At 66.2% G+C, this 24,341-nt stretch carries 23 protein-coding genes and 1 pseudogene; all 24 read right to left on the bottom strand.

Annotated elements, in window-relative coordinates:
- Positions 1-99: 99 nt before the first annotated feature.
- Positions 100-3,954: a translocation/assembly module TamB domain-containing protein gene (locus tag H9654_RS10210; RefSeq protein WP_191770739.1), complete on the bottom strand. Its 3,855-nt coding sequence runs from the start codon at positions 3,952-3,954 to the stop codon at positions 100-102.
- Positions 3,951-5,735 carry an autotransporter assembly complex protein TamA gene (locus H9654_RS10205; protein ID WP_191770738.1) on the bottom strand — a complete coding sequence of 595 codons (1,785 nt, stop codon included), beginning with the start codon at positions 5,733-5,735 and terminating at the stop codon, positions 3,951-3,953. Before H9654_RS10205 ends, H9654_RS10210 begins: the two co-directional genes overlap by 4 nt.
- Before the next feature lie 76 nt (positions 5,736-5,811).
- Positions 5,812-6,090, bottom strand: coding sequence for a hypothetical protein (locus H9654_RS10200; protein ID WP_191770737.1), 279 nt, complete (start codon positions 6,088-6,090; stop codon positions 5,812-5,814).
- Positions 6,087-6,797 (bottom strand): hypothetical protein, encoded by a 711-nt coding sequence (locus H9654_RS10195; protein ID WP_191770736.1) that lies wholly within the window; start codon positions 6,795-6,797, stop codon positions 6,087-6,089. Before H9654_RS10195 ends, H9654_RS10200 begins: the two co-directional genes overlap by 4 nt.
- On the bottom strand, positions 6,778-7,320 hold the full coding sequence (locus H9654_RS10190; protein WP_191770735.1) for a hypothetical protein: 543 nt from the start codon (positions 7,318-7,320) through the stop codon (positions 6,778-6,780). The genes H9654_RS10195 and H9654_RS10190 overlap by 20 nt, the downstream gene beginning before the upstream one ends.
- A complete protein-coding gene (sctJ, locus tag H9654_RS10185) occupies positions 7,313-8,083 on the bottom strand; it encodes a type III secretion system inner membrane ring lipoprotein SctJ (protein WP_191770734.1) in 771 nt (256 codons plus the stop codon). Before sctJ ends, H9654_RS10190 begins: the two co-directional genes overlap by 8 nt.
- Positions 8,084-8,101: 18 nt before the next feature.
- Complete coding sequence (locus H9654_RS10180; protein WP_191770733.1) at positions 8,102-8,392, bottom strand: hypothetical protein; 291 nt, start codon at positions 8,390-8,392, stop codon at positions 8,102-8,104.
- 51 nt (positions 8,393-8,443) lie between these two features.
- A complete protein-coding gene (locus tag H9654_RS10175) occupies positions 8,444-8,749 on the bottom strand; it encodes an EscF/YscF/HrpA family type III secretion system needle major subunit (RefSeq protein ID WP_225211977.1) in 306 nt (101 codons plus the stop codon).
- A gap of 28 nt (positions 8,750-8,777) precedes the next feature.
- Complete coding sequence (locus tag H9654_RS10170) at positions 8,778-9,962, bottom strand: PrgH/EprH family type III secretion apparatus protein (protein ID WP_191770732.1); 1,185 nt, start codon at positions 9,960-9,962, stop codon at positions 8,778-8,780.
- A gap of 86 nt (positions 9,963-10,048) precedes the next feature.
- Positions 10,049-10,423 (bottom strand): annotated as a pseudogene (locus tag H9654_RS17790) (lytic transglycosylase domain-containing protein); the annotation flags it as partial.
- Between the two features lie 212 nt (positions 10,424-10,635).
- The gene (locus H9654_RS10160; protein ID WP_191770730.1) at positions 10,636-10,869 is read right to left on the bottom strand and encodes an acyl carrier protein; all 234 of its coding nucleotides are present in this window, start codon (positions 10,867-10,869) and stop codon (positions 10,636-10,638) included.
- Positions 10,866-12,800, bottom strand: a complete 1,935-nt coding sequence (locus tag H9654_RS10155) for a hypothetical protein (RefSeq protein WP_191770729.1) — start codon at positions 12,798-12,800, stop codon at positions 10,866-10,868. Before H9654_RS10155 ends, H9654_RS10160 begins: the two co-directional genes overlap by 4 nt.
- A gap of 12 nt (positions 12,801-12,812) precedes the next feature.
- Positions 12,813-13,829 carry an IpaD/SipD/SspD family type III secretion system needle tip protein gene (locus H9654_RS10150; RefSeq protein WP_191770728.1) on the bottom strand — a complete coding sequence of 339 codons (1,017 nt, stop codon included), beginning with the start codon at positions 13,827-13,829 and terminating at the stop codon, positions 12,813-12,815.
- Between the two features lie 67 nt (positions 13,830-13,896).
- The gene (locus H9654_RS10145; RefSeq protein WP_191770727.1) at positions 13,897-15,213 is read right to left on the bottom strand and encodes a hypothetical protein; all 1,317 of its coding nucleotides are present in this window, start codon (positions 15,211-15,213) and stop codon (positions 13,897-13,899) included.
- Positions 15,214-15,255: 42 nt separating this feature from the next.
- Complete coding sequence (gene sctE, locus H9654_RS10140; protein ID WP_191770726.1) at positions 15,256-16,947, bottom strand: type III secretion system translocon subunit SseC family protein; 1,692 nt, start codon at positions 16,945-16,947, stop codon at positions 15,256-15,258.
- A gap of 182 nt (positions 16,948-17,129) precedes the next feature.
- Entirely contained in the window at positions 17,130-17,663 is a 534-nt protein-coding gene (locus H9654_RS10135) for a SycD/LcrH family type III secretion system chaperone (protein WP_191770725.1), read from the bottom strand.
- Between the two features lie 31 nt (positions 17,664-17,694).
- Entirely contained in the window at positions 17,695-18,777 is a 1,083-nt protein-coding gene (locus H9654_RS10130; protein ID WP_191770724.1) for an EscU/YscU/HrcU family type III secretion system export apparatus switch protein, read from the bottom strand.
- Entirely contained in the window at positions 18,774-19,568 is a 795-nt protein-coding gene (sctT, locus tag H9654_RS10125) for a type III secretion system export apparatus subunit SctT (protein ID WP_191770723.1), read from the bottom strand. Before sctT ends, H9654_RS10130 begins: the two co-directional genes overlap by 4 nt.
- 5 nt (positions 19,569-19,573) lie before the next feature.
- Positions 19,574-19,831, bottom strand: a complete 258-nt coding sequence (gene sctS / locus H9654_RS10120; RefSeq protein WP_042612024.1) for a type III secretion system export apparatus subunit SctS — start codon at positions 19,829-19,831, stop codon at positions 19,574-19,576.
- A 43-nt stretch (positions 19,832-19,874) separates the two neighbouring features.
- Entirely contained in the window at positions 19,875-20,549 is a 675-nt protein-coding gene (locus tag H9654_RS10115) for an EscR/YscR/HrcR family type III secretion system export apparatus protein (RefSeq protein WP_225211976.1), read from the bottom strand.
- Positions 20,546-21,478: a FliM/FliN family flagellar motor switch protein gene (locus tag H9654_RS10110; protein ID WP_191770722.1), complete on the bottom strand. Its 933-nt coding sequence runs from the start codon at positions 21,476-21,478 to the stop codon at positions 20,546-20,548. The genes H9654_RS10115 and H9654_RS10110 overlap by 4 nt, the downstream gene beginning before the upstream one ends.
- The gene (locus H9654_RS10105) at positions 21,475-22,665 is read right to left on the bottom strand and encodes a hypothetical protein (protein WP_191770721.1); all 1,191 of its coding nucleotides are present in this window, start codon (positions 22,663-22,665) and stop codon (positions 21,475-21,477) included. Before H9654_RS10105 ends, H9654_RS10110 begins: the two co-directional genes overlap by 4 nt.
- On the bottom strand, positions 22,641-23,108 hold the full coding sequence (locus tag H9654_RS10100; RefSeq protein WP_191770720.1) for a hypothetical protein: 468 nt from the start codon (positions 23,106-23,108) through the stop codon (positions 22,641-22,643). The genes H9654_RS10105 and H9654_RS10100 overlap by 25 nt, the downstream gene beginning before the upstream one ends.
- Positions 23,092-24,321, bottom strand: a complete 1,230-nt coding sequence (locus tag H9654_RS10095) for a FliI/YscN family ATPase (protein ID WP_263615083.1) — start codon at positions 24,319-24,321, stop codon at positions 23,092-23,094. Before H9654_RS10095 ends, H9654_RS10100 begins: the two co-directional genes overlap by 17 nt.
- Positions 24,322-24,341: the final 20 nt, after the last annotated feature.

The raw sequence follows: 24,341 nt of genomic DNA, 5'->3' as shown, positions 1-24,341 counted from the left end.
ACCGCCGGACCTTGGGCAGGTCCTGGCCGGCAGCCGGGCCAGCGTGCGCAGGCCGCTGACCTTGATGACACCAGCGTCCTCGGACGCTCCACGACGCCGCTATTTTTCGCGGCGCCAGTTCAACGAGCCCCGGTTCTCCACCGTGCTCGATTCCACCTCGATATCGAAGCCGCGACTGAGCAGGTATTTCAGCGTCAGCACCGACCCGCTGCCCACCAGCGAGACGCCGTAACCGACATACAACTTCGGCGAAATGAACTTGCCCACGCCCAGCACCGAGCCGCCAAGTGCGCGCGACTGGCTGACGCCCGCGTCATCCAGTCCCAGTTTCGCGCCCAGCTGCGAGGCAAGCAGCCCACTGCCGGCCGACAGGGCCGCCGATGCGGCGTTGACCTGCTGGGTCTGGTCGCTGGTGGCCCCGGTCAGGCTGCGGCCGAGCACCAGGTAACCGAGCGCCTCGGATTGCGACATGGACGGGTCCGACCACACCTGTGCGCGCGGCTGCATCGCACGGCCGGTCACATCGATGCCGGCGGTCACATCGGCGATGCGACGTTCCGCGCGCAGGTTGATGCGTGGATCGGACACGGGGTTGTAGTTCCAGGTCAGCTGGCCGCGCGTGATGGTCAGGTCCTGGCCGTAGGCCTTGTAGCGGCCACTCACTTCCAGCCCGCCGTTGGCGGTCATTTCGCGACCCGGCTTGGCCCATACCTGCATCTTGCCGGTCAACGCGCCCTTCAGGCCGAAACCGGCCATCTTGACGTTGTCGCCAAGGCTGACCGTCAGGTCCATGTCCAGCGGCGAGCTGGCCGTCTCTTCCGGATCCACCGGATCAAGCACCACCACGTCCGAGGAGACCGAGGTACCGCGGTCGAGGCGTTCCAGGTCGATGTCGGCCTCCGGCACCAGCACCTCGCCCTTCAGCTGCATGGTGGTGCCGGCCAGGGTGAAATCCAGGTTCGGGTTGGCCACCACGCGCAGTTCGCTGGTGTTGGACAACAAGACGTTGTCGCCGTGGATATGCAGCTGCAGCGGCTGTGCATCGCCGAACCACGACAGGCCACCGTCTACATACAGCGTGCCCTTGCCGGAATTGGCCTGCGCGGTGATCTTCGCCGAGCCATCCGGTTGTGCGGTGAAGTTGCCTTTGCCCTGTTCGAAGGTCAGGCCCAGAGCCGGGAATTCGCCCTTGAAGTCACTCAGCGTGGCCTCACCGCCCAGCAGCGGCTGGCTGCGGGTTCCACGCAGGCTCACGTGGCCTTCGATCAGGCCGGTCGGCCGCACGATATCCGGTGAGAACAGTTCCAGCCAGTACAGCCGCGCCATGTTGAGGTACAGCTCACCATTCAACGGAGCGCTGGCATCCCAGCCGGTCTGCACCTTGGCATTGACGAAGCCGTTGCCCTGGAAGCCCATGCCGAGGAAGCCGTCGATACGTGCAGGCGTCATGTCCAGCTTGATCGAGAACTGGTCGTACTTCAGCAGTTCGCCGCGGGCGTTGTCGCCCAGGCGCACGCCACCTTCGGCCGAACGCACCTCCACGTTGCCTTCCCAGGCATTGCCGCGCGGTCGGATCTGCGCATCCATCGTCACCTCCCCGCGCAGGAAGATGCGACGCCCGGAGGTCGGCGGCAACCACGGCTGCACAAGCGTCAGCGGCAGCGCGTCGCCGCGCACCACCAGCCCTTCGCGCGGCCAGTTGGCATGCACGCACAGCGCACCACCGGTGGCCGGGGCCAGGCAGGTTTCGGTCAGGCTGTAGTTGCTGCCGTTGATCGCGAAATCCGACGCGCTGCGCAGCACCCAGGGATCACCCTTCTGCGGTGCAAGGCGCAGCGATTCAAGTTTGCCGCGCCACTGCTGGCCCTGCTGGCGGACACTGCCCTGCAGGTCCACCGCGCCCATGTCGTTGCGGCCGTGCGCGGTCAACCGCAGGTTGCTGACGCTGCCCTGCGCGTCCACGTTCAGGCTTTCCAGCAGCATCCCGGCGTTGACGTTGCGGCCCTGCAGCGCCAGCGTGCCATTGTCGCCGCTCCATGGCAGGCGACCCTTCAGGCTGATCGCTTCGGCCGCGTAATCGCCCCAGCGCAGGTTGCTGCCCACCAGGTCGGCGGTGATGTCCGGCGCGTCGCGCCGCCCCTTGATCTGCACCGTGCCCTGCAGGCCGCCATCGGCACCGGGCAGCAGGTCACTGAGCTGCAGCGGTTCAAAGCGCGCATCGATGTCCAGCCGGTCGCCGACCTTGCCCGACGCGGTGACACGACTCGCACCGACGGCCAACTTCAGCTGCCCTTCACCCTGCTCGCCCTGCACCGCGAACTTGCCCTGCGCATCCACTGCACGCTGCCGCAATCTGCCCTTCAGGGAGGGCAGATCGACCGTCGCTTCGATGACGCCGGCGGTCCCCGGCGGTGCATTGGCCGGCACCGGCAGCTGGCGGCCGGTGCTGGCAAGATGGCCGGACAGGCGCCCGTCCCAGCCCGGCATGAAGTAGCCCGGGTCGAACGCGTCGAGTGTCGCCTTGGCATCCCATTGCAGCTGCGGCGCCCAGGCCACGTTCCCTTCCACCTCGAGCGTGCCGCCGGGCGTGCGCGCCTGCAGCTGCTCGATGCGTGCTGCGTTCTCGTTGCCACGCACATCGAACTGCAGCGCTGCCTTCTGGCCATCGCGCTCGATGTCGGCCGTGCCGATCGCCGCCCACGCCTGCAGCGTACCGGCCAGTCCCATGCGGGCTTCGCGCAACGTCACCGGCACCGCCACACCGCCGGCGGTGTTGGGATCAGCAGGCGGGGTATACGTCAGGTCATTGGCGACGACGGAGAAATTGAGTTTCTGGTTGCCCTGCTCGCGGAAGTCGGCACTGCCTTTCAGCCGCACCTGTCCACCGAATGCCTTGACCACCAGCGGCGATACCTTCAGCACCTGGTCTTCCAGCTGCACCTTGGACGGGGCAAGCTCGATCTTCTGTTCGCCAAGCTGGGCGGTACCCTGCAGGTCGGCACTGCCGCCCTTGCCGGACGCGGTGAAGTCCAGCGTCAGCGGCTCCAGCGTGGAGGCGCTCAGCGCCGGGGTCAGCAACCGCACGTCCAGCGCATCGGTGCGTGCGCTGGCCTTCCAGGTGGGGTCGGTGCGGCCGTCGAACACCAGCATCGCGCGCAGCGGCTCGGGTGCACGACCGGCCACGGCCACTTCCATATGGCCCAGGTTGCCGCGTGCCACCAGGCCCACGCTGGCTGGCGTACGGCCACGCGGTGCCGGCAGGATGGCGGTGGCGCTCAGGTCGGTGTCGTAGTCATCGGAAGGAATGTAATGGCCGTTGATGCGGACATTGCCCATGTCGCTGTCCACCAGCAACTGATTGGCCTTGAACTCGCCGTTGGCGATTTCCAGTCCACCGCCGATGCGCGCGATGTCGATGGTCGGCTCGCCGCCGGTGGTGACGCGCAGCCCGTTGACCTGGATGACGTCGGCCTGGATGGCCAGGGGCATCTCGATCTGCGGCAGCGAGTCCGGCCATGACGGCAGCTCGAAGGGCGCTTCGCTCTTGGCCAGGTTCAGCGTGGCATTGTCCAGCTCCAGCCGGTCCAGCAGCAGCTTGCGGCCCAGCAGCGGACGCAGGTCCGGCTCCAGGTGTGCGCGATCGGCGTGGAAGTGGATGTCGTTGTAACGGAAATCGACGTTGTGCAGCGTGAGCGGTCCGGCCACCGGGCCTTCGGCCTTGTCCCAGGTGAAACTGGCGCCCGCCGGCAGGCGCGCGATCACCTGCGCCAGCAGCACATCGCGGCCGGCGACGGTCTGCAGCAACCAGTACACCGCCAGCAGTCCAACCAGCACCAGGCCAAGCACGCCCACGCCGGACCACGCCCAGAAACGACGACGCCGGTAGAAGCGCCGGCGTGGCACGGGGGCCTGCGCGTTGGGTGCGCTCGGCGGGGTCGGGGTCGGCGTGCTCACAGGTCAGCTCCGATGTTCAGGTAGATCTGGAACTGTGAGTCCGGATCGTTCAGGCCATGGGCGATGTCCACGCGCACCGGGCCGACCGGCGACTTCCAGCGCACGCCGAAACCCACGCCGGTGTGCAGGTCGATGGTGTTGTCGAACGCGCTGCCGGTATCGACGAACACCGCCGCGCCCCACGGCCCATCATTGAAGTAATGCTCGTACTCGGCCGAGCCCACCACCAGGTGCTTGGCACCAAGGGCGAACTTGTCCGGTTCAGGCGTCCGCGGCCCCACTTCACGCCAGGCGTAACCGCGGATGCTGCGGTCACCGCCGGCGAAGTAGCGCAGGCTGGGTGGCATCGCGACCAGGTCACTGGTCCAGGTGGTGCCGCCTTCACCGCGCAGGATCAGGCGATTGGTCTGGCCCAGCGGCACGTACCAGCGCAGCACCATGTTGGCCTGCACGAAGCTGGTGTCCGAGCCGGCGCCTTCCACGCCACCGCGCATCGTCGCGCTGCCGCTGATGCCACTGCGCGGGAACAGGCGGTCATCGACGTTGACGTAGTCCGCCGCGATCTGCGGATAGACCAGGGTGGAATACTGGTAGACCGCATCGGTGAACTCGGTTCCCGATGCATAGCCCCATCGCTCACGCAGCGCGTTGAACGATGCGGTGGCGGTCCAGAATTCGTTGATCTGCCCGCTGCGGCTGGCGATCAGTTTCAGGTTGCGCAGATCGATATAGTCGGTCTGCTCGTCGTAGGCGCTGGCGGCGAACGTATACCAGCCATCGAGCCAGCGGAAGGCCGGGATCCGATAGCTTGTAGTGAGGCTTTTACGCTTCTGGGCATAGTCCAGCTGCGTGTTCATCTTGTGCCCGCGGCTGTTGAGCCAGCGCCGCTCCAGGCCACCACGCACACCGGCGCCGCTCTCGCTGCCATAGCTCAGGCCGGTGGTGTAGATGCTGCGCTTGGCACGGGTCAGGTTGACGTCCACCGGCACATTGCCGTTCTCGTCGGCTTCACCTGGCTTGGGCTGGATGTCGATGGTGCTGAAGTAATCCAGCTTGGTCAGCGATTCGCGCAGCCGGTCCAGCTTGCCCTCGTGGAAATAGCTGCCCTCTTCCCAGTACACCAGCGGATCGAACAGCTTGTCGACGAAGTAATTCTGCTTGAAGGTGATCGGGCCCATGTTGTAACGGCGCCCGCTGTCCCAGGCCAGATCGATATCCGCCGCATTTTCCGCGCGGGTGACCTGTACCTGATGCTGGGTGTAATCGGCATCGAAATAGCCGCGCTCGGCCAGTCGCCGGGTCACGGTGATCTTGCTGGCTTCGTACAACGTGTGTTCGAAAGCGTCACCCTTGCGCGGCCTGAACGCCTCCAGGTCATCCTGCAGGTAACGGTCGTACATGGCCGGGCCGGTGATCTCGATGTGGTCCTCGCGGACCCGTACCGGCTCGCCCTTTTTCACATTGATCACCACGCGCAGGGTCTCGCCCGTACGCGGCGCCTCGACGGTGATGGTCGGGTTGTAGAAACCGAACGGCTCCAGCGCCTCGCGGGTCTGGCGCTCGGCCTGTGACAGCAGATACTCCAGCCGCGATTCACCCTGCACTTTGCCGATCGTGTCGAAAAGCGTCAGCGAGACCTGGATGTTTTCGATGATTTCGGCATCGTCGCCCTTGTCCAGGCCGCGGATATCCACCTTTTCGATAGTGCCTCGCGCATGCGCTGAAGCGATGGAGAACAGGGCCAGGCAGGCCAACGGCAGGGTCGATTTCATGGGCGGCATCCCCACAGCATAGCCGGGGGCGGCGGCATCGGGAATGAAGAGAACGACCTTGCCGCGCCCTGCCCGGGCCTGGCGGTCAGATGTCGATGGTGAGCGGAGGATTGCCGGTTTCTTCTTCCTCACCGAAAACCAGCATTTCCTTGAAGATCAGCATGGCCCAGTCACTGACCAGTTTATCCATCGGGCTCACCGGCTCCGGCAGCGGTATCAGGTTGTCCTGCGTGGACTTGATAGTGGGCTCGGTGGGGACATTCATCCTGCGCTGGGCGAGCACACGGTCGGCCAAGCCGATTGCGCCGCCTGTTTCATGGGGGCCGGCGGCCATTGATGTTGCGTACGGGTCTATGGGATTCATTGCGTCTCCATCTGTGTGTCACCGAGTCGAGCGAAGCCGCGTATCTGTGCGGCGGAGTCCAGTGCATCCAGCACGCCGCCGCTGTACTGGCTGGCGAGCGCGTTGAGGCGGTCCTGCACACCGGGCAACGCCCGGGCCAGGGCGAGTTCCACGTCCTGCAGCAGGCTGCCCTGCAGGTCCAGCTCCCACGCCAGCGGGCCCAGTTCAAGCAGCGGGCATTCGCGATCAGCCGGGCGGACATCGAGTGCCTGCAGGCGTGGCTGGTCCCGCAAGGCCTGCAGCAGGGCCTCCTGCTCGCGGGGCACGTGCAGCACGGCCTGCGTGTCAGCACCGGCCTGCGCCATGCGATGTGCGAACGCGGTGCAGATGGGCTCCACCACGACATCCGGTGCGGTGTTCATCGAGCCCAGGACGGCCTGCACCTCATCGCGGACCGCGGCCGCCAGCACTACCTGCTGCTCTTGCATGCCTTCGATGACGTTCTGCAAGGCTCCCAGCGCGTACAACACGCCGTCGCGGTAGCCCTCGAACGCAGCGGTCGCACGCAGTTCACGCGCATCCAGCAGGGCCTGTTCGCGTTCCTTGGCGATCTGCCGTCGGGCGAACGCCTGCACGCGGGCGAGATCGATGCCCTGTTGGACGCTGGATGCCTGTATGACATCGTCGACGGCGCGCGCCAGCAGGCTTTCAGGATAGGTCTGCAGCATGGTTCCAGGCACTCAGGAAGCAGGTCATGTCAAAAGTAGGCGGAGCATCCAGGGTCGCTGCCGGCACAACCGGAAGCCCAGCGAACCACAGCGCGAGCCGGGCGTGCAGCCAGTCCGGCAGGTGCCCCCGCAGACCGTGCTGCAGCTGCTGCCCGCTCCAGGCCAGCAGCATCTCTGGCGCTGGCGGCGCAGGCCAACAGGCGGATGTCTCCGGCCATTCCAGACGCAGGAAGGCATGCAGCGCCGGCGGCTGGCTGGCCAGCCAGCGGGCCCCAAGCACATGCCGGCGGTGGCGGGCGCAGGCGATCAACCACGCGGTTGCCGGCATCCGCCGCCAGCCTCGGATCACCCTGTCCGCCAACGGGTCGAGGGCGGCGTGGAAAGGCGCCGAGGGCAGCCCATGGGTCTGGCAGATCCATCGGTTCAAGGCACTACGCTGGGCCGCCACGCGGGGCAGCTCCAGCGCCAACCAGGGCCGGTAGTAGCTGATCGGATCGTGCAGGATGCGCAGCCGGTCATGCATGGGCGGGCCCGTCCGCTGCCCTGCCCCTGCGCAGGATGCGGTCACGCATGCCGACAGCACGCGGGTCGCCACGCCGCAGCAGCCACGTCGCCACCACGACCAGTGCCAGCAGCAACAACGCCACGGCCAACAGCATCCAGGTGGGGGTCGATTCCTCCGCCGGGGTCACCGCCAGGCTGCGCGGCTCTGCGGCGGGCGTCAGTACGACCGATACGTTGTCATACGCGACATCGACAAAGGCGTTGCGCAGGAACCGCTTCGCGGTGACCAGCAGGACGGCCTGGTCGATATCGCGCGCATGCGCCAGCACGGCCGCCACGTGCATGGCCGGTGGCTTGCGCTGTTGCAGGCTGCCCTCGGTGGGCCCGGCGTCGTAGCTCACATGCACGCGTGCGCTCTTCACGCCAAGCAGCGTGGTCAACGACTCTTCCAGCCGCTGCTCGATCGCCGACAATAGACGCGCACGTTCGGCCAATGGCGTGCTGACCATCGCATCGGCCGGGAACAGCGTGGCGATCTGCATCCGGGGTGTCGAAGGCAGGCCTTTCAACTGCACCAGATCGATGGCCTCGGCCAGGTCTGCCGCGCTCACACGGACCACGAAGCCGGCCTTGCCCTGCAGGCGTTTCTCAGCGGGAATATTGTGGTGCAACAGCGCAGCCACCACCTCGTTGGCCTGGCGCTCGTCCAGCGATTGCAGCAGTTCGGACCGTGCACAACCCGCCAGCAGCAGGCAAAGAGCAACCACCGTCACACGACGCATGAGAAAGCAGCTCATCGTTCAACTCTTCAGCAGCGTTTCAGCGGCCTTGGTCATATGGCTGGTAACCGCCGCGCCGAGCGAGATCGCCTTGACGTACGCCTCCTGCTGCAGCTGCAGTGCGTAGATGCTGTCAGGGTCGCTGGCCACGGCGGGGTTGTTGGCCGCTGCGAGAATGTCGGCGCGTTCCATCCCGGCCCACACGTAAGCTTCGGCCAGTGCGGTATTGAAATGATCTGAAAGCGGAACGGGCACACCGTCGACCGGTTTGACACCAAGCCCGGCAGCGGAAAGGGGGGCAATGCTGATCATGGGAAATCCTTGCGGCGGAAGTCGGCCCCTGCGGTGCAGAGGCCGATGAACTCAGGCCAGGTTGCGAATGACCGACTTGCTCTGGTCGGTCAGGCTTTTGGTCGAATTGGACTGCAGCATCCGGTACATGTTGTATTCGGAAAGCGCGCTCTGGTACGTGGCAAGCAGTTCTGGACTGCTGGGCTTCGCGGCCAGTTCAGTGAAGGCCTTATCCAGAAGGGCCTTCAGATCATTGACGCCTGCGTTGAAGGATCGGGAATGATTGCTCATCCAGCCGTCCCAGTTGCTGGCATCACCGCCGTCACCCGGGTCGCCCCATCCGTAGGTGGATACCACCGGCGTGTTCGTGTTGCTCATGGTTTATCTCCGTTGTTACAGCGTGTAATCAAGGCGCGGCATGTCGGTTGGCGGCGCCGGCGTAGTCCCAGCGCCCGCTGCCGACCGTCAGCAGCTGCCCTGGGGAATAGCGGTAGGAACGCCCTTGAAGCAGGTCGTCCCACAGCTGCGGGGCAACGCTGATGCGTCGCACGCCCCAGCGTTGGTGAAAGGCGCGCGCAGCGCCTGCCATCGCGTTCAGCCCGGCATCGTCGAGGAACACGTCGTTGACCACGCTGACCCGTTGACCGCGGGGTTCCGTTCGCGTGCTGATGCCCAGTACCGCCATTTCCTGGCGGGCCAGCGCGAGCAGTGCCTGGTCACTGATGCTTGATACCCGCGGCTGCACGACATACGGCGCCTGGGCGGCAAGCAGCGTGGTGACCCGTGCGCTGCGGGCGGTTGTCAGCTGGCCACTGAGCACCACCTCCGGTCGCGCCGGGTCATCCAGGCGGACCACCACCAGCTCCACGCCGGCGGTGATAAGGACCTGCTCCAGTCGCAGCGCTTCCTGGCGACGCAGCAGGTGCACATCGGTGCGGCGTTGCACACGGCGACTGGCACGCTCGCCCCAGGCACGCGCGGCGGGGCTGTCACTGAAAGCATAGAGACGACCGTCGTTGCCCGCGGCGATTGCATAGTCCACGGGAGCAGACGCCAACACGGCAGCCAGGCCGCGCACGCGTGTTTCAGGTTGATGCTGCCAGTAAAACCATCCCGCCGTCATGGCTACCGCGAGCAGTGCCGTGATACCGAGAAGCAGCGCGCCACGCCGCCGCATGGGCAGCGGATTGGCGTTCATTGCATCGACGGGATACCCAACCGGCAATGCAGGTGCTACGAAGTTCAGTACATTCGTCGACCACTCCGCAGAAGCTTCGCGAACAGCGAAATGGATGCCGCCGGCCTGCACTGGCTGCTGCGGCGTCAACGGCCGCCACGCCCAGGCTGCCTGGTCGTTCGAACGCGCGCCCAGTTGAAGGCCGGGCTGGTCCGCAGTCCACCTTATGGCGAATGCGGCCGGCGGCGGGTCCGCGGGTATGAAGTACGCCGCCTCGCTGGCACCCAGCAGCCGCTCCGCGCGGCCATTGGCAAGATCGTCCTGCGGGCCCACGTGAAACACAGTTTCACCCTCTGCTACGGCGTACTCGACGCCGTTCAACGTCCCGGCCAGGATCTTCAGAACATACGACATGGGATTCAACAGATAATGACGTGCCGTGGTTGGCTGACGGCTATTCTCCGCGCGGCTGCAGCAGATCGATATCAGAAGAACTGTAATTACTCGGCGCGGAGTTTCCTGATCCACTGCGCCTCGTAACGCCTTACGGACCGCACATACGCTTGCGTTTCGGCAAAGGGTGGAATCTGGTTGCCATGGCGATGCACGCTGCCCTCGCCGGCGTTGTAAGCGGCCAATGCCAGGTCGGTGTCGTGGTTGAAGTGACGCAGCAGCCAGGCCAGATAGGCTGCCCCTCCGCGCAGATTCTGCGCGGGATCAAATCGGTCATGCACGCCGAAACGCCGCGCGGTGCCTGGCATCAGCTGCATCAGGCCAGCAGCCCCGGCACGCGAGACGGCTGCTGGATTGAACGCGGACTCCTGCTGCACCACCGCCCGCAGCAGACTGGGGGCGAGGCCGCTCTCCATCGCAGCGTGGTCAATCAATACACTTACTGTGCTTTCAGTCCCCCCTGCCGATGGGAGGCGATGCGGTGGCGACCGCGCATGCGGATCGAAGCGGGTAAGCCCCGCAGCGGGTGCTGCGGAAACGACCAACCTGCCGTCGGCGGACAACCCTGCGTGAACGCTGTGCGCGTGTGCAACCGTGCTGGCGCCGAGCGTTACGGCCAGTGCCAGCAACGGCCTCATTCCACGCCGCATGTGGCCAGTGCAATGGCCGATTCAAGATCGGCCACTGTCCTGATGCGCGCCAACATCGGCGCAGTGATGACCACGCCGAGCTGGTTTTCGATGCATACCAGCAGATCAGCCACTTCCAGCGAATCCATGCCGAGGTCTTCATGGAGCCGGTCGCTCGGGGCGATGGTCCGCGCGATGGCGGCAGGAATGACCAGGGAGATGAGCTGGTTCAGATTCACTGCGGTGTACTCGCGATGGGCTCAGCGATGGTTTGTCCAAAGCGATCGCGTACCACCTTCGCATCCCAGGCAATCTTGACGTGGCCGAGCGTCGTAGGGGTGCCTGCGCCAGACGATGCCTGACCAGCCTCTCCCGCTGCCGGCGCAACGACCAAGGGTACGGCTCCCGCAACGTTGTTCCGGGTGCTTTCGCCGTAGAACAGGAAGGTCGAATCCGGAGTAGCGCCGGGCTTGATCGGCGCCTTCATGTATTGATTGACCGTGTTGAGGAATTGGGTTTTCGCGCCCCCGTACTCCACGAGGGGTACGTCACCGTTCCGATACCTATCGTCGCTCTCAATGCTGTGCGCTGCGATGCGTGCATCGTCGATGTCTACGCGATATGCAGCGGCCGCGTCTGTTTTGATCGCTTTGAGACGGGGTCCTCCGTTTTCCTGCCTCGCCATCAGTTCATTGATGACGCCCTGGTGCGCCGCCCTGAGCTTGGCATCCAGAGGAGTCAACGCGGATCCTCCATGCACCGGCGGTGCGGAAGGCGGTGGCGGTGGCGGTGGCGGTGGCGACGGCGACGGCGGCGGCGATGAAAAGGTGTCCTCGATAGTGGTCTGCTCGTCGTGTTCTTCTTCAGCCACGGGGACACGGACGGTCGCGCGTTGTTCGGTGTGCACGACCGGGCGTTCAACGGGTGGTTCCTCGCGGGGTGCCAGCCGTTCGAACGCAGGCTCGGACCGCAGTGGCATCGTCGGCCCCTCGATCTTCGCGTTTCCGAAGTCCTTGCCGCGGAAGCCGTTGTTGTTGCCGTTGTTGTTGCCGTTGTTGTTGCCGATGTTGCCGATATGGATGGGCGGCAGCACGCCCTGCAGTGCCTTGAGGATGCGCTCCACGTCGTCTACCGGGTCTGCAACGGGCCGCACCGCTGTTGGCGGATCGGCATCGCGGCCGTTGGCCGGTGGGCGTGCGGCCTTCTCCGCCGATTCGATGAAGTTGGGCAGCAGCTCGACAACGTGCAGAAGCTGCCTGCCGATAGCGCCGTCCATCAGCGCCTTGTAGCCGGAGAAGCCCTGCACATTCAGCAGCTCAGCGAGCCTGCCACGCAGTTCACCCGCGCAGACGCCCGGATTCTTGCGGGCCATCGTATCCAGGATCGCCGGTGCCATGTCCTTGAGCAGGCGATCACGCACCTGCTGCGGGCCGATCGCGGCGACACAGTCTTCAATGCAGGCGTCAAGCGCCTTGTATTCATCGTGGGAGTGGGCACCCAGTGCCTTGTAGCTACCGGCGTAGTCACCGCCCGCACTCTTGATGTAGCGACGAACCGCATGGTCCAGGGTTGCCTTCACCTGCTCATGCTCGCGCACTTCCGGCATGGACAACAGACGACAAGCATCCATGATCGCCCGCCCGCCCGCGCTGCGCTCGCCGTCCAGGACGGCGCTGACGGTGTCGGCGGGCATCCCCATGGCACCCAGCACCGCGCGGGTATGGGTCTCACGCGGCGACAACGCGGTGCGTACCTGCTGCGGGGCATAGAGATCGCTGACCTGCAGCGGTCCTCTGCCTGCGGCGCTGCGCGCAGCCGCCACGCCTGCGCCCAGGCCGCTCCACTCATTCAGCAGGGGTGCCAGCGATGTGCCCACCGCCAGCACGTGGGCGGCACATGGACCTGCCGGACGTGGCGCGCTGTCCAGCGGGTTGGAACGCGCGAGCGGCTCGCGGTAGGCCGCCCGGTTGACGTCGTCGTCATCCAGGCCGATGCGACCACTTTCGCTGCTGCTGATGCTGCTGCTGAGCGTGTCAGTGCTCGGCCACCTTGTCGGGCCGTCACAGTTGGCTACATCCTGCGGCACGAAGGTCTTGTTCTTAGCCGATGGCTTGACGTGCGGGAACTGAAAGCGCGTTGACGTCGCCGCTGTTGACAGAGGTGTTGGCATGTTCTTCTCCTGTCATCCGCCAATGTTTCTGATGGCCGCCATGTTGGCCTCGTTCATCGTCTCGATACTGCTGCTGAGCACCTTCTGCAGCGTGTCCCACAGGCGCAGCAGCTGCTGGTACTTTTCCGGGAACGCGCGATTGAGCTGATTGAACGCTTCCAGTGCGCTTTCCTTGCTGGCCATCAGCGCGCTGAGTTCGGTTGCGGAAAGCTCGGTTTTCCCTTCGAAGACTTCCTTGAGGCTTGTCACCAAGGCGGGATCCACCCCGACCTGGTAGGTCGTCTCGAGCTGTGGAGGAGGACCAACGCGCTTGATGACCGTCAATCCATGAAGACCGCCCAGCTCTTTGAGGAATGCCTCGGCCTCGTCTTTGGATTCAAAAACCGGGCCGATACCGTTGCGCTTCAGCTCGTCCTCGATCTGGGCCAGCGCCTGCACCAGGGCGTCAAATTTCACCTTGACGACCCCGTCCTTGTCCGGCTTCCCAAGCGCGTCCTCGGCAGACAGCAGCAGCATGGCCTTGTTGATCCTGGCAAAGATCTCGACGTACTCGGCGAGCGCGTCGCCGAACTTCTGTACCCACTCGGTATCCAGCCTGGCCAGCAGCTCGGCGATCCTGTCGAAGAATTCCCGGTTGGATTCAGCTACCGCTGCTTCGGCCAGCAGGCCCGAAGCAAGCTCGCGCATCTGCGCGACGATCCGCGCTGCGTCGGCATCACCGTCATCGGCCGCGCGCGGAAGCGGTGTGCTGCCCAGCGCCTGCACTATGCTGGCCTGTTGGTTTGCCACCCACATTTCATCCTTGTGCAGGGCCTGCAGGTACAGCGCGTGCTGGTCCGCTTCCGCAGCGGGCAACGTGCCCAGCGCACGCTGGCGCAGGTGTTGCAGGATCGCCGAGCCCGCTGCCTGGGAACGCAGCACCGGCGCGGCGTCGGTATCGGCGTCCGCCGGAACCTGCGCGGCCATCGGGCCCACGGCGGGCAAGCGTACGGCGGTATTCCGAACCGGATTTGTGGAAGTTTCGATCATGATGGTTTCCGTATGGAAGGGCGCCACGCAGGGCGGCGCCGGGTAATCAGGGGAGCAGGATCGGCCGTCAGTGCTTCATGTTGGCGACCATGTGATCGGCCGTCTGTTTATTGTCCTGGCCGCGATTTCCGTAAGCGTTGAACAAGGCGCGTTCGGCCTCGCTGGTCTTGCCCACTTCCTGCTGGATGCGGCCGCCGACGTCGAACTCGATGTCTTTGTTGACACGATCCTTTTCGGCATCCACTGAATGCCCGGTAGATTCCAGATCCAGCGGCGAGCCGGCTGCCGCGCCGGCGCCGTTGCTGGTCTGGACGACCGCATGACTGGCATTGGTCATCACGCCCAGCTTGGTGGTATCGATGGCGTGGGCGGTGCTCTGGCTCGAGGCGATTTCCTGCAGACCCTGCGGTTCCTGGCGCAGGGCAGCCAGCTGCGCCGGCGTCGCCGACGAACCGGCGGGCGCCGTGTTCAATCCCTCGGCCAGCGTTGCATTGTGCCGGTTGGCGTTGATCTCGTTGTTCTGGGCGCCCACCTTGTTGGCGCGCAGGCTGGCCACGCCCTTGGCCGCCGCCACGCCACCCATCGTGACGCCGCCAACCGCTACCGCCGCACCTACCGCCAGCACGACGATTTTCGCGATCTGCGCGGCCTTGGCACTTTTCACCATGTTCTCGCCCATCGCCTGCACCGATTGCGCGGCCAACTGAACCATGGCCACCGCCTGCTGGCGCTGGCCGATATTCATCTGCATCAGTATCTCGACCAGCAACAGCACATAGGCCATGCGGGTATCGAGCTCCATCCGCAGTGGCAGCTGCTCCGGCGGCACGGTGCGCGCTTCGTCCCACACCTCACGCAGCCCAGGCGCAGCTTCCAGGACGTCGTTGACGAAGTCCAGCGCTGCAGGCCCGTCTGTCGCCGTCGCCGCAGGCACCGAAGGCTGCGCCGCCGTAGTCTGGACCCGCTCGTCCTTCGCGCTCGCCAGCCCGATCAAGACCTGCGCCTGTGCCACCAGCGCGCGCATCGCGGCGGCGTCGACACGCTGGTCGGCGCTGCCCGCGGCCGCCTGCGCGGCCGCCATCCGGTGCAGGGTCACGAAGGCCTCTGCGGTGGCGCCAGGCACCATCGCCGGGTGTTGGCCTGCCATCTGCGGCAACAGTCCGGACAGCTGCGCCGCATCAAGCGGGGTGGCGCCAGGCGCAGGCAGTTCGGGCGAAAAGCGCAGGCGCCTGCCGTGCACGCCTTGGCCCAGCAACTGGCTGAGCCGCTCTGCAGCACGCTGTGCCTGCGCCTGGTCCAGTTCAGCGGGGGCAAGCGAGCTGGGCAGCTCCTGCAAAGATCGCAGCTGCGTGCCGGGTGCGGTAGGAGAAATGCTGATAGTCATTCGAGTGATTCCTGTCTGTTGTTTGAAGCACCGCCGAGAAACTCAGGCGCGGCTTCGGATATGGGCAACGATGCTCGTGGCGGTTTCAGCGCGGTCGTCGGCGACCTGTGTCATCTGCACCAGCAGATCCAGCGCCGTACGGTGTTGCAGTGCGACGGCCTCGCCGAGCTTGCGCAGCATGTCCTGCAGTACTTCATTGCCGAACAGGCTTTCCTGGATCTTCGCGAGCAGCTTGGTGGCCTCCAGCATGATGCCGGCCACCACCAGCTGCCCGGCGCTGTGGGTGATCTGCCCGATGGCACCGGCGGCCTGCGCGACGAACTGCAGGATCCGGGTGCCCTGCTCCACCAGGCGCGCCGCCGTCAAGCCGGAATCGGCCGCTGCCTTCGCCGCAACCACGGCACCGGCTGCCGTGCGGCCTGCCGCGGCGATGTTGCCGGTCACCAGCATCACCGCCACGATGGCCACGATCACCACGATGGTGGCGGTGATCGCACCGATCTGCTTGGCGACGTCTTCGGGCACGCCGAAGGCGATAAGCGCCTTGGAGATCACGTTGCCCAGCCCTTCGATGGTCTTGCCGACGACCGAGAATCCGGTGGTCATCCCCACGATGCTGTCCACGGTGAGCATCATGCCCATCACCCCGGCGGCCACCAGCGCGACGTTGCCATGCAGCGCGCCGACCACGATGGCGCCGATGCTGGCGATGGCACCCACCGCCGCACCGATCCAGCCGAAGATCTTGCCGGCGCATCCGGTTTTCTTTTCGGCATCGCGCGCCCGCTGCACCTCTTCCTCGTGCTTGCGGATCTTCTCCTGTTCAAGGGCATGGCGGGCTTCAAGCATCTTCATCGTGAACTCGGCCGTCGCCTTCATCTTCGAATCGGCCGCCTCGGACATCAGCGTGCTGAGCATCCCGATCAGCAGCTGCAAGGTGCTGGTGGCATCCAGCTTTTTCTCCCGGCTGGGGTCCACGCCCAACGGCTGGCCGCTATTGAAGGCGTCCGCCCTGGCCTGCTCCGCGTCCAGATGTCCGAGTGCCTCTTCGAGCGTGCTGGCCGCCTCCACCAGATCGCGCCCGGCTGCGTCCAAGCGGCTCTGGGTACGCTGCAGCGCAGCCTGGGCCGAGTCCAGCTCGGCCTGTTTGGCCGCATAGGCGGGTTCGTCCGGGTCCAGCACCTCTAGCTCGGCGCGCAGCCGCAGGACTTCGTCCCTGGCGGCGTTCAAAGCGCCTTCCTGCGCCCCCACTTCGGCGGCCGCCGCATCGGCGAGGCCCTGGGCGGCCAGCGCCGCATCGAGCGCAGCCTGCAGGCTGGCCGCCAGCGCGCCGCCGTGCGCCGCACGCGCGCTCAACTGGGCGCGATGCACGTCCAGTCGCTGCCGCAGCGATTGCAGGTTGGCGTCGCCCAAGGTGGCCTGCAGCGTGCCCATCAGCAAGGTCATCGTCGCCTCGGGGCTCAGTCGCTGGGCACCATCGCCCACGGCGCGATGCACGCGCGCCATGTCCGGTTGGCGCAGGGCCATCGGGTCATTGGGCTTGAACGTTTGACCGTCGGCCCGCGGCGATCCGGATTCGAATGCAGCGAACAGGTCGGCCTGGATCCTGGCCAGTTGTGCCTCGGTGATCGGTACGCCGAACCCTTGGGCGGCGCGGAGGGTGCTTTCATGACCGGTCGTACGCAACACCAGCGGGGTGCGGTGTGCCGGCACGGCGAGGAGCAGATCGCTCATGGGAGAATCCTTGTGCGGTTGGGCCCTGACGGGGCGGGTCGGCACCGCGCAGAAGCGCGGCAGCGGGTGTCAGTGCGGCCAGTATCGCGAGCGCGTGGCAGGGCAACTTTCAGTTTCCGTCCTTGCCCAGCGGGGTCGCGCCAAGCCACCGCAGCCGATGCGTGATGGATGACAGATGAGGGTCAGGCCTCCTCCCGCGGCGTGGCCCCGGCTTCAGGCGCTCCATCGGGCTGGCCTTTGACGGCCTTCAGATAGGCCTCGGCCCGGCTGCCCAGCTCACTCCCGCCGGCCCTGCCGGCAACCGCCTCGAAGCATTCGCGTGCCTTGCGCAGCCGACCCAGCGCGAGATGGCACTGGCCGACGTGGAACATCGCGCGGTCGTCGGTCACGTCCAATGCCTGGGCGACGGCATACATGCCGATGGCTTTCTCATACTCGCGCTTGAGGTGCAGCACCGCGCCCATGCCCAGTGCATAGTCCGCGTTGTAGAAGTCGTACAGGCACAGGAAGCGGAAGAAGGCCTCGGCCTCCTCCAGCTGGCCGTTCTGGTAGTAGCGATGTGCGACCGCATAGACCCCTTCCAGGGTATCCCGGCTGACGCCTTTGAGGTCGGACAGGGTGGCTCCTTCGCGCAGCCCCTCCAGGATCAACCGGGTGACCTCGCCATGGTCGTCGGCGGTCACGGGGGAGCGGTTTGGATCGTTGTCGATGGTCATGTCGTGCTCCAGTGGTGGGTCGATTGAAAGCTCACTGCGGCGGCTCGGCCGGCGTTGCGTCGCCGTCCTCCGGTGGCGCGCCGGCACGCTCCACGTCGCGCAGCCAGCGCACGACCGCCATGACCGGATCGATGCTGCGATCACTGACGAAGCGGTAGCGCTGTGTGCTGAAATAGAGGTCGCGCGCCAGCTTGATGTCGCGAACCACCGGCACGCCGTGGGCTTCGGCCAATGCGATGACCTTGCGCGCGCGTGCGCCCCGCTCACGCACTGATACGAGAGGCATTGGCATGTCGTCGTCCATCAGGAAGATGCCCACCGCGATATGGGTCGGATTGGCCAGCACCACCGTTGAACCGCGGGTATCGGCCTGGACCTGCGCGGAGAGCTCGTCGTTGATCTGGTGGCGACGCTGTTTTACTTCCGGCTTTATTTCGTTTTCCTTGTGCTCGCGCTTGACCTCGTGCTTCTCCATCTTCATTTCGCGGATGAAGAGCACGTGGTCCAGCCAGGCGGTGAGCAGATAGACGGGCGCCAGGGCCACCAACAGCCCCAGCGCGACCCTCAACGCCACGTGCTGCCACAGCGCAGCGAGCTGCGCGTCGGTGGCATGGACCTGACTGAACAGCGCAGGGCCCCACAGCGCGACCGCCCACCAGGCGAACAACGCGCAGAACACGATGTACAGCACGGTACGCAGCAGGTCCTTCACCACGCGCAGGGAGAACAGATTCTTGAATCCGTTGATCGGGTTCACCTTGTTCAGATCGAAGCGGATCGCCTCGCTCGCGATCATTCCCCCGCTCATCCACAGCGAACACAGCACCACGCTGACCACACACGCCAGGAACACCGGGGCCAGCGCCAGCAGGAGAGCCTTCAGCGCGCCCAGCGCGGCCACCGTGGGGGTCATGGCGAAGCCGCCGCGCACGATGTCCGTGTACAGATGTGCTACCGGCATCAACGAGCCCAGCAGTACGATCGCCGGAAGCCCCGCCCACAGGACGGCAGCCGCCACCAGGTCGCGGCTGTTGAACGACTTTCCCTTCCGGGATTCCTTCTGCAGGCGCTGAGGGGTCGGTTTTTCGGTTTTCTCGCTGGCGCCGGAACTCATTGGCCCACTCCGGGAAGGAATGCGCGCAGCACCGGATACTGACGCCACAGCGCAGGCACTTGTTCGGTCATGGCCAGCATCAGATAGACCAGCATCGCGGCGAACGCCAGCACCGATTTCACCGCCAGCGACACCGAAAATGCGTTGAGTTGTTGGGCGAAGCGGGATACCACGCCCAGCAGGATTTCCACCAGCAGCAACAACAGCAGCACCGGGGCCGCCATGCGTATCGCCGATGAAAACACGACGTCCACGAAACTGTGGATGCTGGACAACTCCGGCAGAAATCCCGTGCCCATCGGCAGCAGTGCATAGCTGCCCTGAATGGCTTCCAGCAGCGGCACCAGGCCACCTGCCACAAGGAATACGACCGCACTCATCATCTGAAGCAGGTTGGCCATTTCCGTTGCTTCCACGCCCGTAAGCGGATCAAGCATCGCGCCGACACCTGCGCCGCGCTGGGTATCGATCATCGAGCCGACCGCGTGGAAGACGTGGTAGGGCAAGGCGAGCATCAGCCCCAGGATGGTACCGACCATGGCCTCGCGCAGTGCCGCCATCGCCAGCGCCGTCATGTCTGCTGGCCGTTGCACGGTTTCGGTAACCGGCCACAGCCCGATCAGCACCACCAGGGACAGCACGACGCGCACCATGCGCGAGTGAACGGCGCCGCTGGAGAGGTAAGGCAGCCAGGCGAAGCAGGCCAGCAACCGGGCCATTCCCAGCGTGGCAGGCACGGCGTGCTCACCGAGCGATTCGATCAGCACCGTGTTCAGCGCGGTGAGACCCATCTGCGCTATACGCCCAGCGCGCGGGTGAACACCAGGATGCCGAAGTCGATCAGCATGCGCGACATCCAGCCCAGCAGGACCAGCACGGTCAGCACGACCGCGAGCATCTTCGCACCGAAGGGAAGCGTCTGCTCCTGGAGCTGGGTGACGGTCTGGAACAGGCCGATGAGCAGCCCGACCACGGTCGCCACGGCGACCGGACCGGCCGACAGCAGCAGCACCAGCATCAGCGTCTTGTTGCCGATGGTGATCAGCTCGTTCATCCGTGGCTGCCTGCGTGGCCAGCACGTGGCTGCACCGCCCGCCTCATGCCGGCACGTCCATGTACTGCATCACCAGCCCCTGCGACAGCAGGCTCCACCCGTCCAGCACGACGAAAAGAATCAGCTTGATCGGGGCGGAGATGGTGACCGGACTCATCATCATCATGCCCAGCGCGAGCAGGATGCTGGACACGATGAGATCGACCACGATGAAGGGCAGGTACAGATAGAAGCCCATCAGGAAGGCATCCTTCAGTTCGCTCAACGCATAGGCCGGCAGCAGTGCGAACAGCGAGCGGTCTTCCGCCGCGGTGTCTGCCGCAGGGACGTCGGCGCCGTCGGTCACTTGTGCCCGTTCGAAGAACCGCAGCAGTTCCGGGTCGGCGTGTCGGGCCAGGTAGGCGCGGTACTCGCCCAGGCTGTTGTCGAGGAAATCCGCGGTTTCCTGCACCGTCGTCAGGGGGTGCCCGAGCTCCTGGTAGGCGGCCTGCACCGAGGTGACGATGGGATGCATGACATAGAACGCCAGGATCAGCGACAACGCGTTGATGACCATGTTGGAGGGGACCTGCTGCAGGCCGAGCGCGTTGCGGATCAGCGTGAAGACCACACTGAACTTGATGTAGCACGTGCCCACCGCGATCAGGAACGGCAGCAGGGACGCTGCCGCGAGAATCGCGATCAACGACACATCGTTGTTGATCTGCACGACGCTCATGCCCGTCCCGGCACCAGCGCCAGTTTCACCCCCAGTCGGTCACCCACCTGCACCAGTTCACCCACGGCAAGCCGCCGTCCGTTGTGGCCCAGTTCAACGCGCTGGCTGGCACTGTCCGGCAATGCGACAACGCTCCCCGCCTCCAGCGCGGCCAGTTCGCCCAAGCTCATGTCGAGGCGGCACAAGGTCACATCGAGGGTCAGCGGCAATGTGTCCAGGCCGCGCGCTTCGGACGCGGAGAGTTCGGCAGGCAGGCCGGTCGCTGTCGCGTCGGGATCAGGGGTGAAGGGCGAATGCATGGTGGTCACGGTCAGTGAGTCCGGATGGAGGTGGAAATCGAACAACGGGCAGCGGCCTTGCCACGCCCGCATGACGGAAACGGACAGCAGGACGATGTCGCCCCGGCGCAGGCGGTGCAGACGCTGCAGGCTCATGCAGGCGTGGCCCACCTGCAGGCGGACCAGCAGCGGCAGCCCGGCGGGTAGTCCCGGCCCACCCGGAACAGAGGGCAAGGAGGCCATTCGTGATTCAATCCACACCTCGCCTTCTGCGGCGCCCACGGCGGGCAGCGCCGGAGCGCCGGGGGAGGGTGTGGTGGGTGGTAGTGCCAGGGCGTGGCCGTAATCCAGCACGGCGTCGGCGAACTGCAGGGGGCGATCTACCGCGGTCAGGCCCGCCAGCACGGTCGGATCCATCGACGACCAGTCCAGGCCGACGAGGCCGGGCAGGTGCACGGCTGCCCACGCATTGGCATCCACGCAGCACACCATCGCGCCATCGGCTGTGCCCAGCTCGAAGCGCAGGCAGGTTACCGGTGGCGGCGTACTGGCCACGGCGTGTACGCCACTGCGGCGGAGGGATTGCAGCAGGGACTGCACACGAAGCTGTTGCGGATCGACCTCGGCCAGCAGCGGCAGGCGCGGACTCATTCTTCGTCCTCGGGCAGGTGGCGCGCGGCCCTGCGTTCAGCGGTGCCGTCCTCCGGTGCATCTGCTGCGATGACCTGTAGATGGCCCAGGGTCGTTCCTTCGTCGGCAGCGAGAGCGGCGCCGATCGCCCGCTGCGCGTTCTCGCTGCTACCGCGCAGGACCACCGGCGCTGCCGGCAGACCGGCCAGTGCGCCGGGAAGCCAGCTTGCGGTGACCCCATGGCCCGGCCCCCAGCTGCTGAACGGCACGCTGACCGTCGCCATGCGCAGCGCTGCGGCGGGCGGTAGATCAGCCCCCGCTGCATCGGCCCGCGCTGCGGCAGGCGGCTGACCACCCGGGCGCCTGTCCGCTCCATCGGCGGGCGTATGCGGCGACGGCCGGGTGGAGGCGCTCTCCGCGCCTGCACGCCCGGCCAGGTGCGGTATCGGCCCGCCCTGCTCGCTGTCGTGGCGGGCCCGCCGTGCTCCACTCACGAGGAGGGAAGGATCGTCGCCCTGGAGCGATGACGGTACCCCGCTCGACAACGCGTCTGCCGTGGCTACGGACTGGCCGCCATCGCGGGCGCGCGCCGCGTTCGAGGCGGGCACGGGAGGATCAGCAGGTGGATCCTGGTGGGCTGGGCCCGCGGTGCGGGCGGCGTCCGAGGCGGGCGCGGGAGGATCAGCAGGTGGATCCTGGTGGGCTGGGCCCGCGGTGCGGGCGGCGTCCGATGCTGGCAACGGGTGCACGGCGTCGGCGGTGCGATCGCCCGTGGCTGCGACGGTGTGCGCGCCATGCGGCGATGCGACCCGCGCGGCCTGCCGGGGTAGCGACCGCACCGGGGCCGGATCGCCCACAGGCACGGGAGCCGCAGCGGACTCGGCGTGCACGCCGGTGCCGCGAAGAAATGCCGGGCTCATCGGGGTGCGGCCCGCGCCCGGCCCCAGGTCCTGCGGCGCTGCCGGGCGGAATAGGGCCATGGCGAACGGATTGCCATCCAGCGTGGTCGGCGGCACCTGCGGCTGCCCAGGTCCGGATTCCGGCTCGGGATCGACGGGCATATCCGGCGGCGCCAGTTCCTCCGTCCTGTCCGGCCGGGGTGGGCGGGGCTCCTGCTGTGCGCGTCGCAGCAGCGGGACCACCGGTATGAGCGGAGGGGCGGATTCCTGGGGGCGCTCGGGGTTCAGCGCGGTGAGCGGCGACGACATGAGATTTCATCCAGCTGTTGGGTATGGAGGCGCAGTTCGCGAAGCCGGCTGGCCTGCCGCCGGTGGTGCGCATGCCAGTGCTCGATCTTCTTCTGCTTGCGGTACTGCGTCGCGGCGCGCTCGCGCTGCCCGGCTTCCTCGGTGTCGCAACGCGCGGCATCGGACTCGAGGTCGTTGGCCGCATGCCCGCTTTCCAATGCATGCGCGCGGGCGACGGCGAGGACCCGCAGGCGGTCGAACAGTGCGCTGCGACTGAGGCCGGTTTCCGGCTGCAGGATCGCGCGGTGCAATGCCTGTTCGGCGGCATCACGCAGCGCGCCGGCTTCTTCGCGCCTTGCAGTCGCCGCGGCGTGCTGCGACTGTGCCGACAGCAGCGAGAGCTGCCGCTGCGCCTTCTTCAGCTGGACCAGCCGCGGGCCCCGCAGGTCAATGCGAAAGTCCATGCAAGGCCTCCAAGATGTGCGGGAGCTCCGCCCGCTCGTGCTGCCCTTGGCGCAGGAAGGCCATCAGCGCCGCTTCACTCGCTATGGCCTTGTCATAGGCCGCGCTGACCCCCGGCGTGTATTCGCCAAGGTCACGCATCAGTTGCAGGTCCTCGAGCGTGCCCAACAGACCACGTATGCGCGCCGCTGCCTGCTGGTGCGCCGCATTGGTCAGGGAGCCGAAAAGACGGCTTCCGCTGCGCAGCACATCCAGGGCAGGCAGGTGACCGCGCCCGGCCAGCTTGCTGCTGAGGTAGAGATGTCCATCCAGCAGCGACTTCACCTCTTCGCCGATGGGATCAGCATCCTGCTCGTCTTCCAGCAGGACGGTGTAGAAGGCGGTGATGCAACCGGAGTCAGTGCGCCCACTGCGTTCCAGCAGGCGGGGTAGTGCCTCGAACACGGACGCGGGAAATCCACGGCGAGCGGGAGGCTCGCCGGCACCCAGCGCCAGTTCGCGCAATGCGCGCGCGTAACGGGTAACCGAATCCATGACCAGCAGCACGCGCCGGCCCTGGTCGCGGAAGTACTCGGCGATGGTCGTGGCGATCAGCGGGGCCTGGCTGCGCAGTGCAGGGGCGGTGTCCGAGGTTGCCTGCACGATCACGGTGCGGCCGGCGCGCTCGGAATGGCGGAAGCGCTCCACCAGTGACGCGACTTCGCGACCGCGCTCGCCGACCAGGGCGATGACACTGACATCCACGTCGGCATTGTCCAGCAGCATCTCGGCCAGCGTGGTCTTGCCCGCGCCTGCACCGGCGAAGATGCCGACGCGCTGGCCTTCGCCACAGGTCAGCAGACCGTCCACCGCGCGTATTCCCGTGCACAGTGGCGACTCGATCGCGCGGCGCCGGTGGTACTCCACACCCCGTCCATCGGTGCGCCTCATTTCGGCATGCGAGACGATCGCAGGCGCGAGACGTTCCACTTCATTGCCCTGTCCATCGATCACGCTGCCCAGCAACCCCTCGGATATGGCCACCAGCGGGCCGTGGCCAGTGGGCAGGACCAGGCACTGCGATGAAAGACCTGTGCTGTCCCGCAGCAGTCCGATCGATGCCAGGCCATGCTCCACTGCGATGACCGTGCCGGACCCGGCAGGCGTGTCATCGTGCGACGCAGCCTGCAACCGGCACACATCGCCGATGGCCACGTGGGGCAGCGGCGCCCGCATCATCGATCCGATGATGGTCG

This window comes from Stenotrophomonas lacuserhaii (assembly GCF_014836545.1).
In the GTDB taxonomy this organism is placed as follows: Bacteria; Pseudomonadota; Gammaproteobacteria; order Xanthomonadales; family Xanthomonadaceae; genus Stenotrophomonas; species Stenotrophomonas lacuserhaii.
The sequence above is the reverse complement of the archived record's forward strand: the minus strand, read 5'-3'. Positions and strand labels throughout refer to the sequence as shown.

What these genes read in the sequence shown, in the direction of transcription:
- H9654_RS10205 (WP_191770738.1), bottom strand. Translation starts at nt 5,735, where the DNA reads ATGCCGCCCATGAAATCGACCCTGCCGTTGGCCTGCCTGGCCCTGTTC.
- H9654_RS10200 (WP_191770737.1), bottom strand. Translation starts at nt 6,090, where the DNA reads ATGAATCCCATAGACCCGTACGCAACATCAATGGCCGCCGGCCCCCAT.
- H9654_RS10195 (WP_191770736.1), bottom strand. Translation starts at nt 6,797, where the DNA reads ATGCTGCAGACCTATCCTGAAAGCCTGCTGGCGCGCGCCGTCGACGAT.
- H9654_RS10190 (WP_191770735.1), bottom strand. Translation starts at nt 7,320, where the DNA reads ATGCATGACCGGCTGCGCATCCTGCACGATCCGATCAGCTACTACCGG.
- sctJ (WP_191770734.1), bottom strand. Translation starts at nt 8,083, where the DNA reads ATGCGTCGTGTGACGGTGGTTGCTCTTTGCCTGCTGCTGGCGGGTTGT.
- H9654_RS10180 (WP_191770733.1), bottom strand. Translation starts at nt 8,392, where the DNA reads ATGATCAGCATTGCCCCCCTTTCCGCTGCCGGGCTTGGTGTCAAACCG.
- H9654_RS10175 (WP_225211977.1), bottom strand. Translation starts at nt 8,749, where the DNA reads ATGAGCAACACGAACACGCCGGTGGTATCCACCTACGGATGGGGCGAC.
- H9654_RS10170 (WP_191770732.1), bottom strand. Translation starts at nt 9,962, where the DNA reads ATGTCGTATGTTCTGAAGATCCTGGCCGGGACGTTGAACGGCGTCGAG.
- H9654_RS10155 (WP_191770729.1), bottom strand. Translation starts at nt 12,800, where the DNA reads ATGCCAACACCTCTGTCAACAGCGGCGACGTCAACGCGCTTTCAGTTC.
- H9654_RS10150 (WP_191770728.1), bottom strand. Translation starts at nt 13,829, where the DNA reads ATGATCGAAACTTCCACAAATCCGGTTCGGAATACCGCCGTACGCTTG.
- H9654_RS10145 (WP_191770727.1), bottom strand. Translation starts at nt 15,213, where the DNA reads ATGACTATCAGCATTTCTCCTACCGCACCCGGCACGCAGCTGCGATCT.
- sctE (WP_191770726.1), bottom strand. Translation starts at nt 16,947, where the DNA reads ATGAGCGATCTGCTCCTCGCCGTGCCGGCACACCGCACCCCGCTGGTG.
- H9654_RS10135 (WP_191770725.1), bottom strand. Translation starts at nt 17,663, where the DNA reads ATGACCATCGACAACGATCCAAACCGCTCCCCCGTGACCGCCGACGAC.
- H9654_RS10130 (WP_191770724.1), bottom strand. Translation starts at nt 18,777, where the DNA reads ATGAGTTCCGGCGCCAGCGAGAAAACCGAAAAACCGACCCCTCAGCGC.
- sctT (WP_191770723.1), bottom strand. Translation starts at nt 19,568, where the DNA reads ATGGGTCTCACCGCGCTGAACACGGTGCTGATCGAATCGCTCGGTGAG.
- sctS (WP_042612024.1), bottom strand. Translation starts at nt 19,831, where the DNA reads ATGAACGAGCTGATCACCATCGGCAACAAGACGCTGATGCTGGTGCTG.
- H9654_RS10115 (WP_225211976.1), bottom strand. Translation starts at nt 20,549, where the DNA reads ATGAGCGTCGTGCAGATCAACAACGATGTGTCGTTGATCGCGATTCTC.
- H9654_RS10110 (WP_191770722.1), bottom strand. Translation starts at nt 21,478, where the DNA reads ATGAGTCCGCGCCTGCCGCTGCTGGCCGAGGTCGATCCGCAACAGCTT.
- H9654_RS10105 (WP_191770721.1), bottom strand. Translation starts at nt 22,665, where the DNA reads ATGTCGTCGCCGCTCACCGCGCTGAACCCCGAGCGCCCCCAGGAATCC.
- H9654_RS10100 (WP_191770720.1), bottom strand. Translation starts at nt 23,108, where the DNA reads ATGGACTTTCGCATTGACCTGCGGGGCCCGCGGCTGGTCCAGCTGAAG.
- H9654_RS10095 (WP_263615083.1), bottom strand. Translation starts at nt 24,321, where the DNA reads ATGCGGGCGCCGCTGCCCCACGTGGCCATCGGCGATGTGTGCCGGTTG.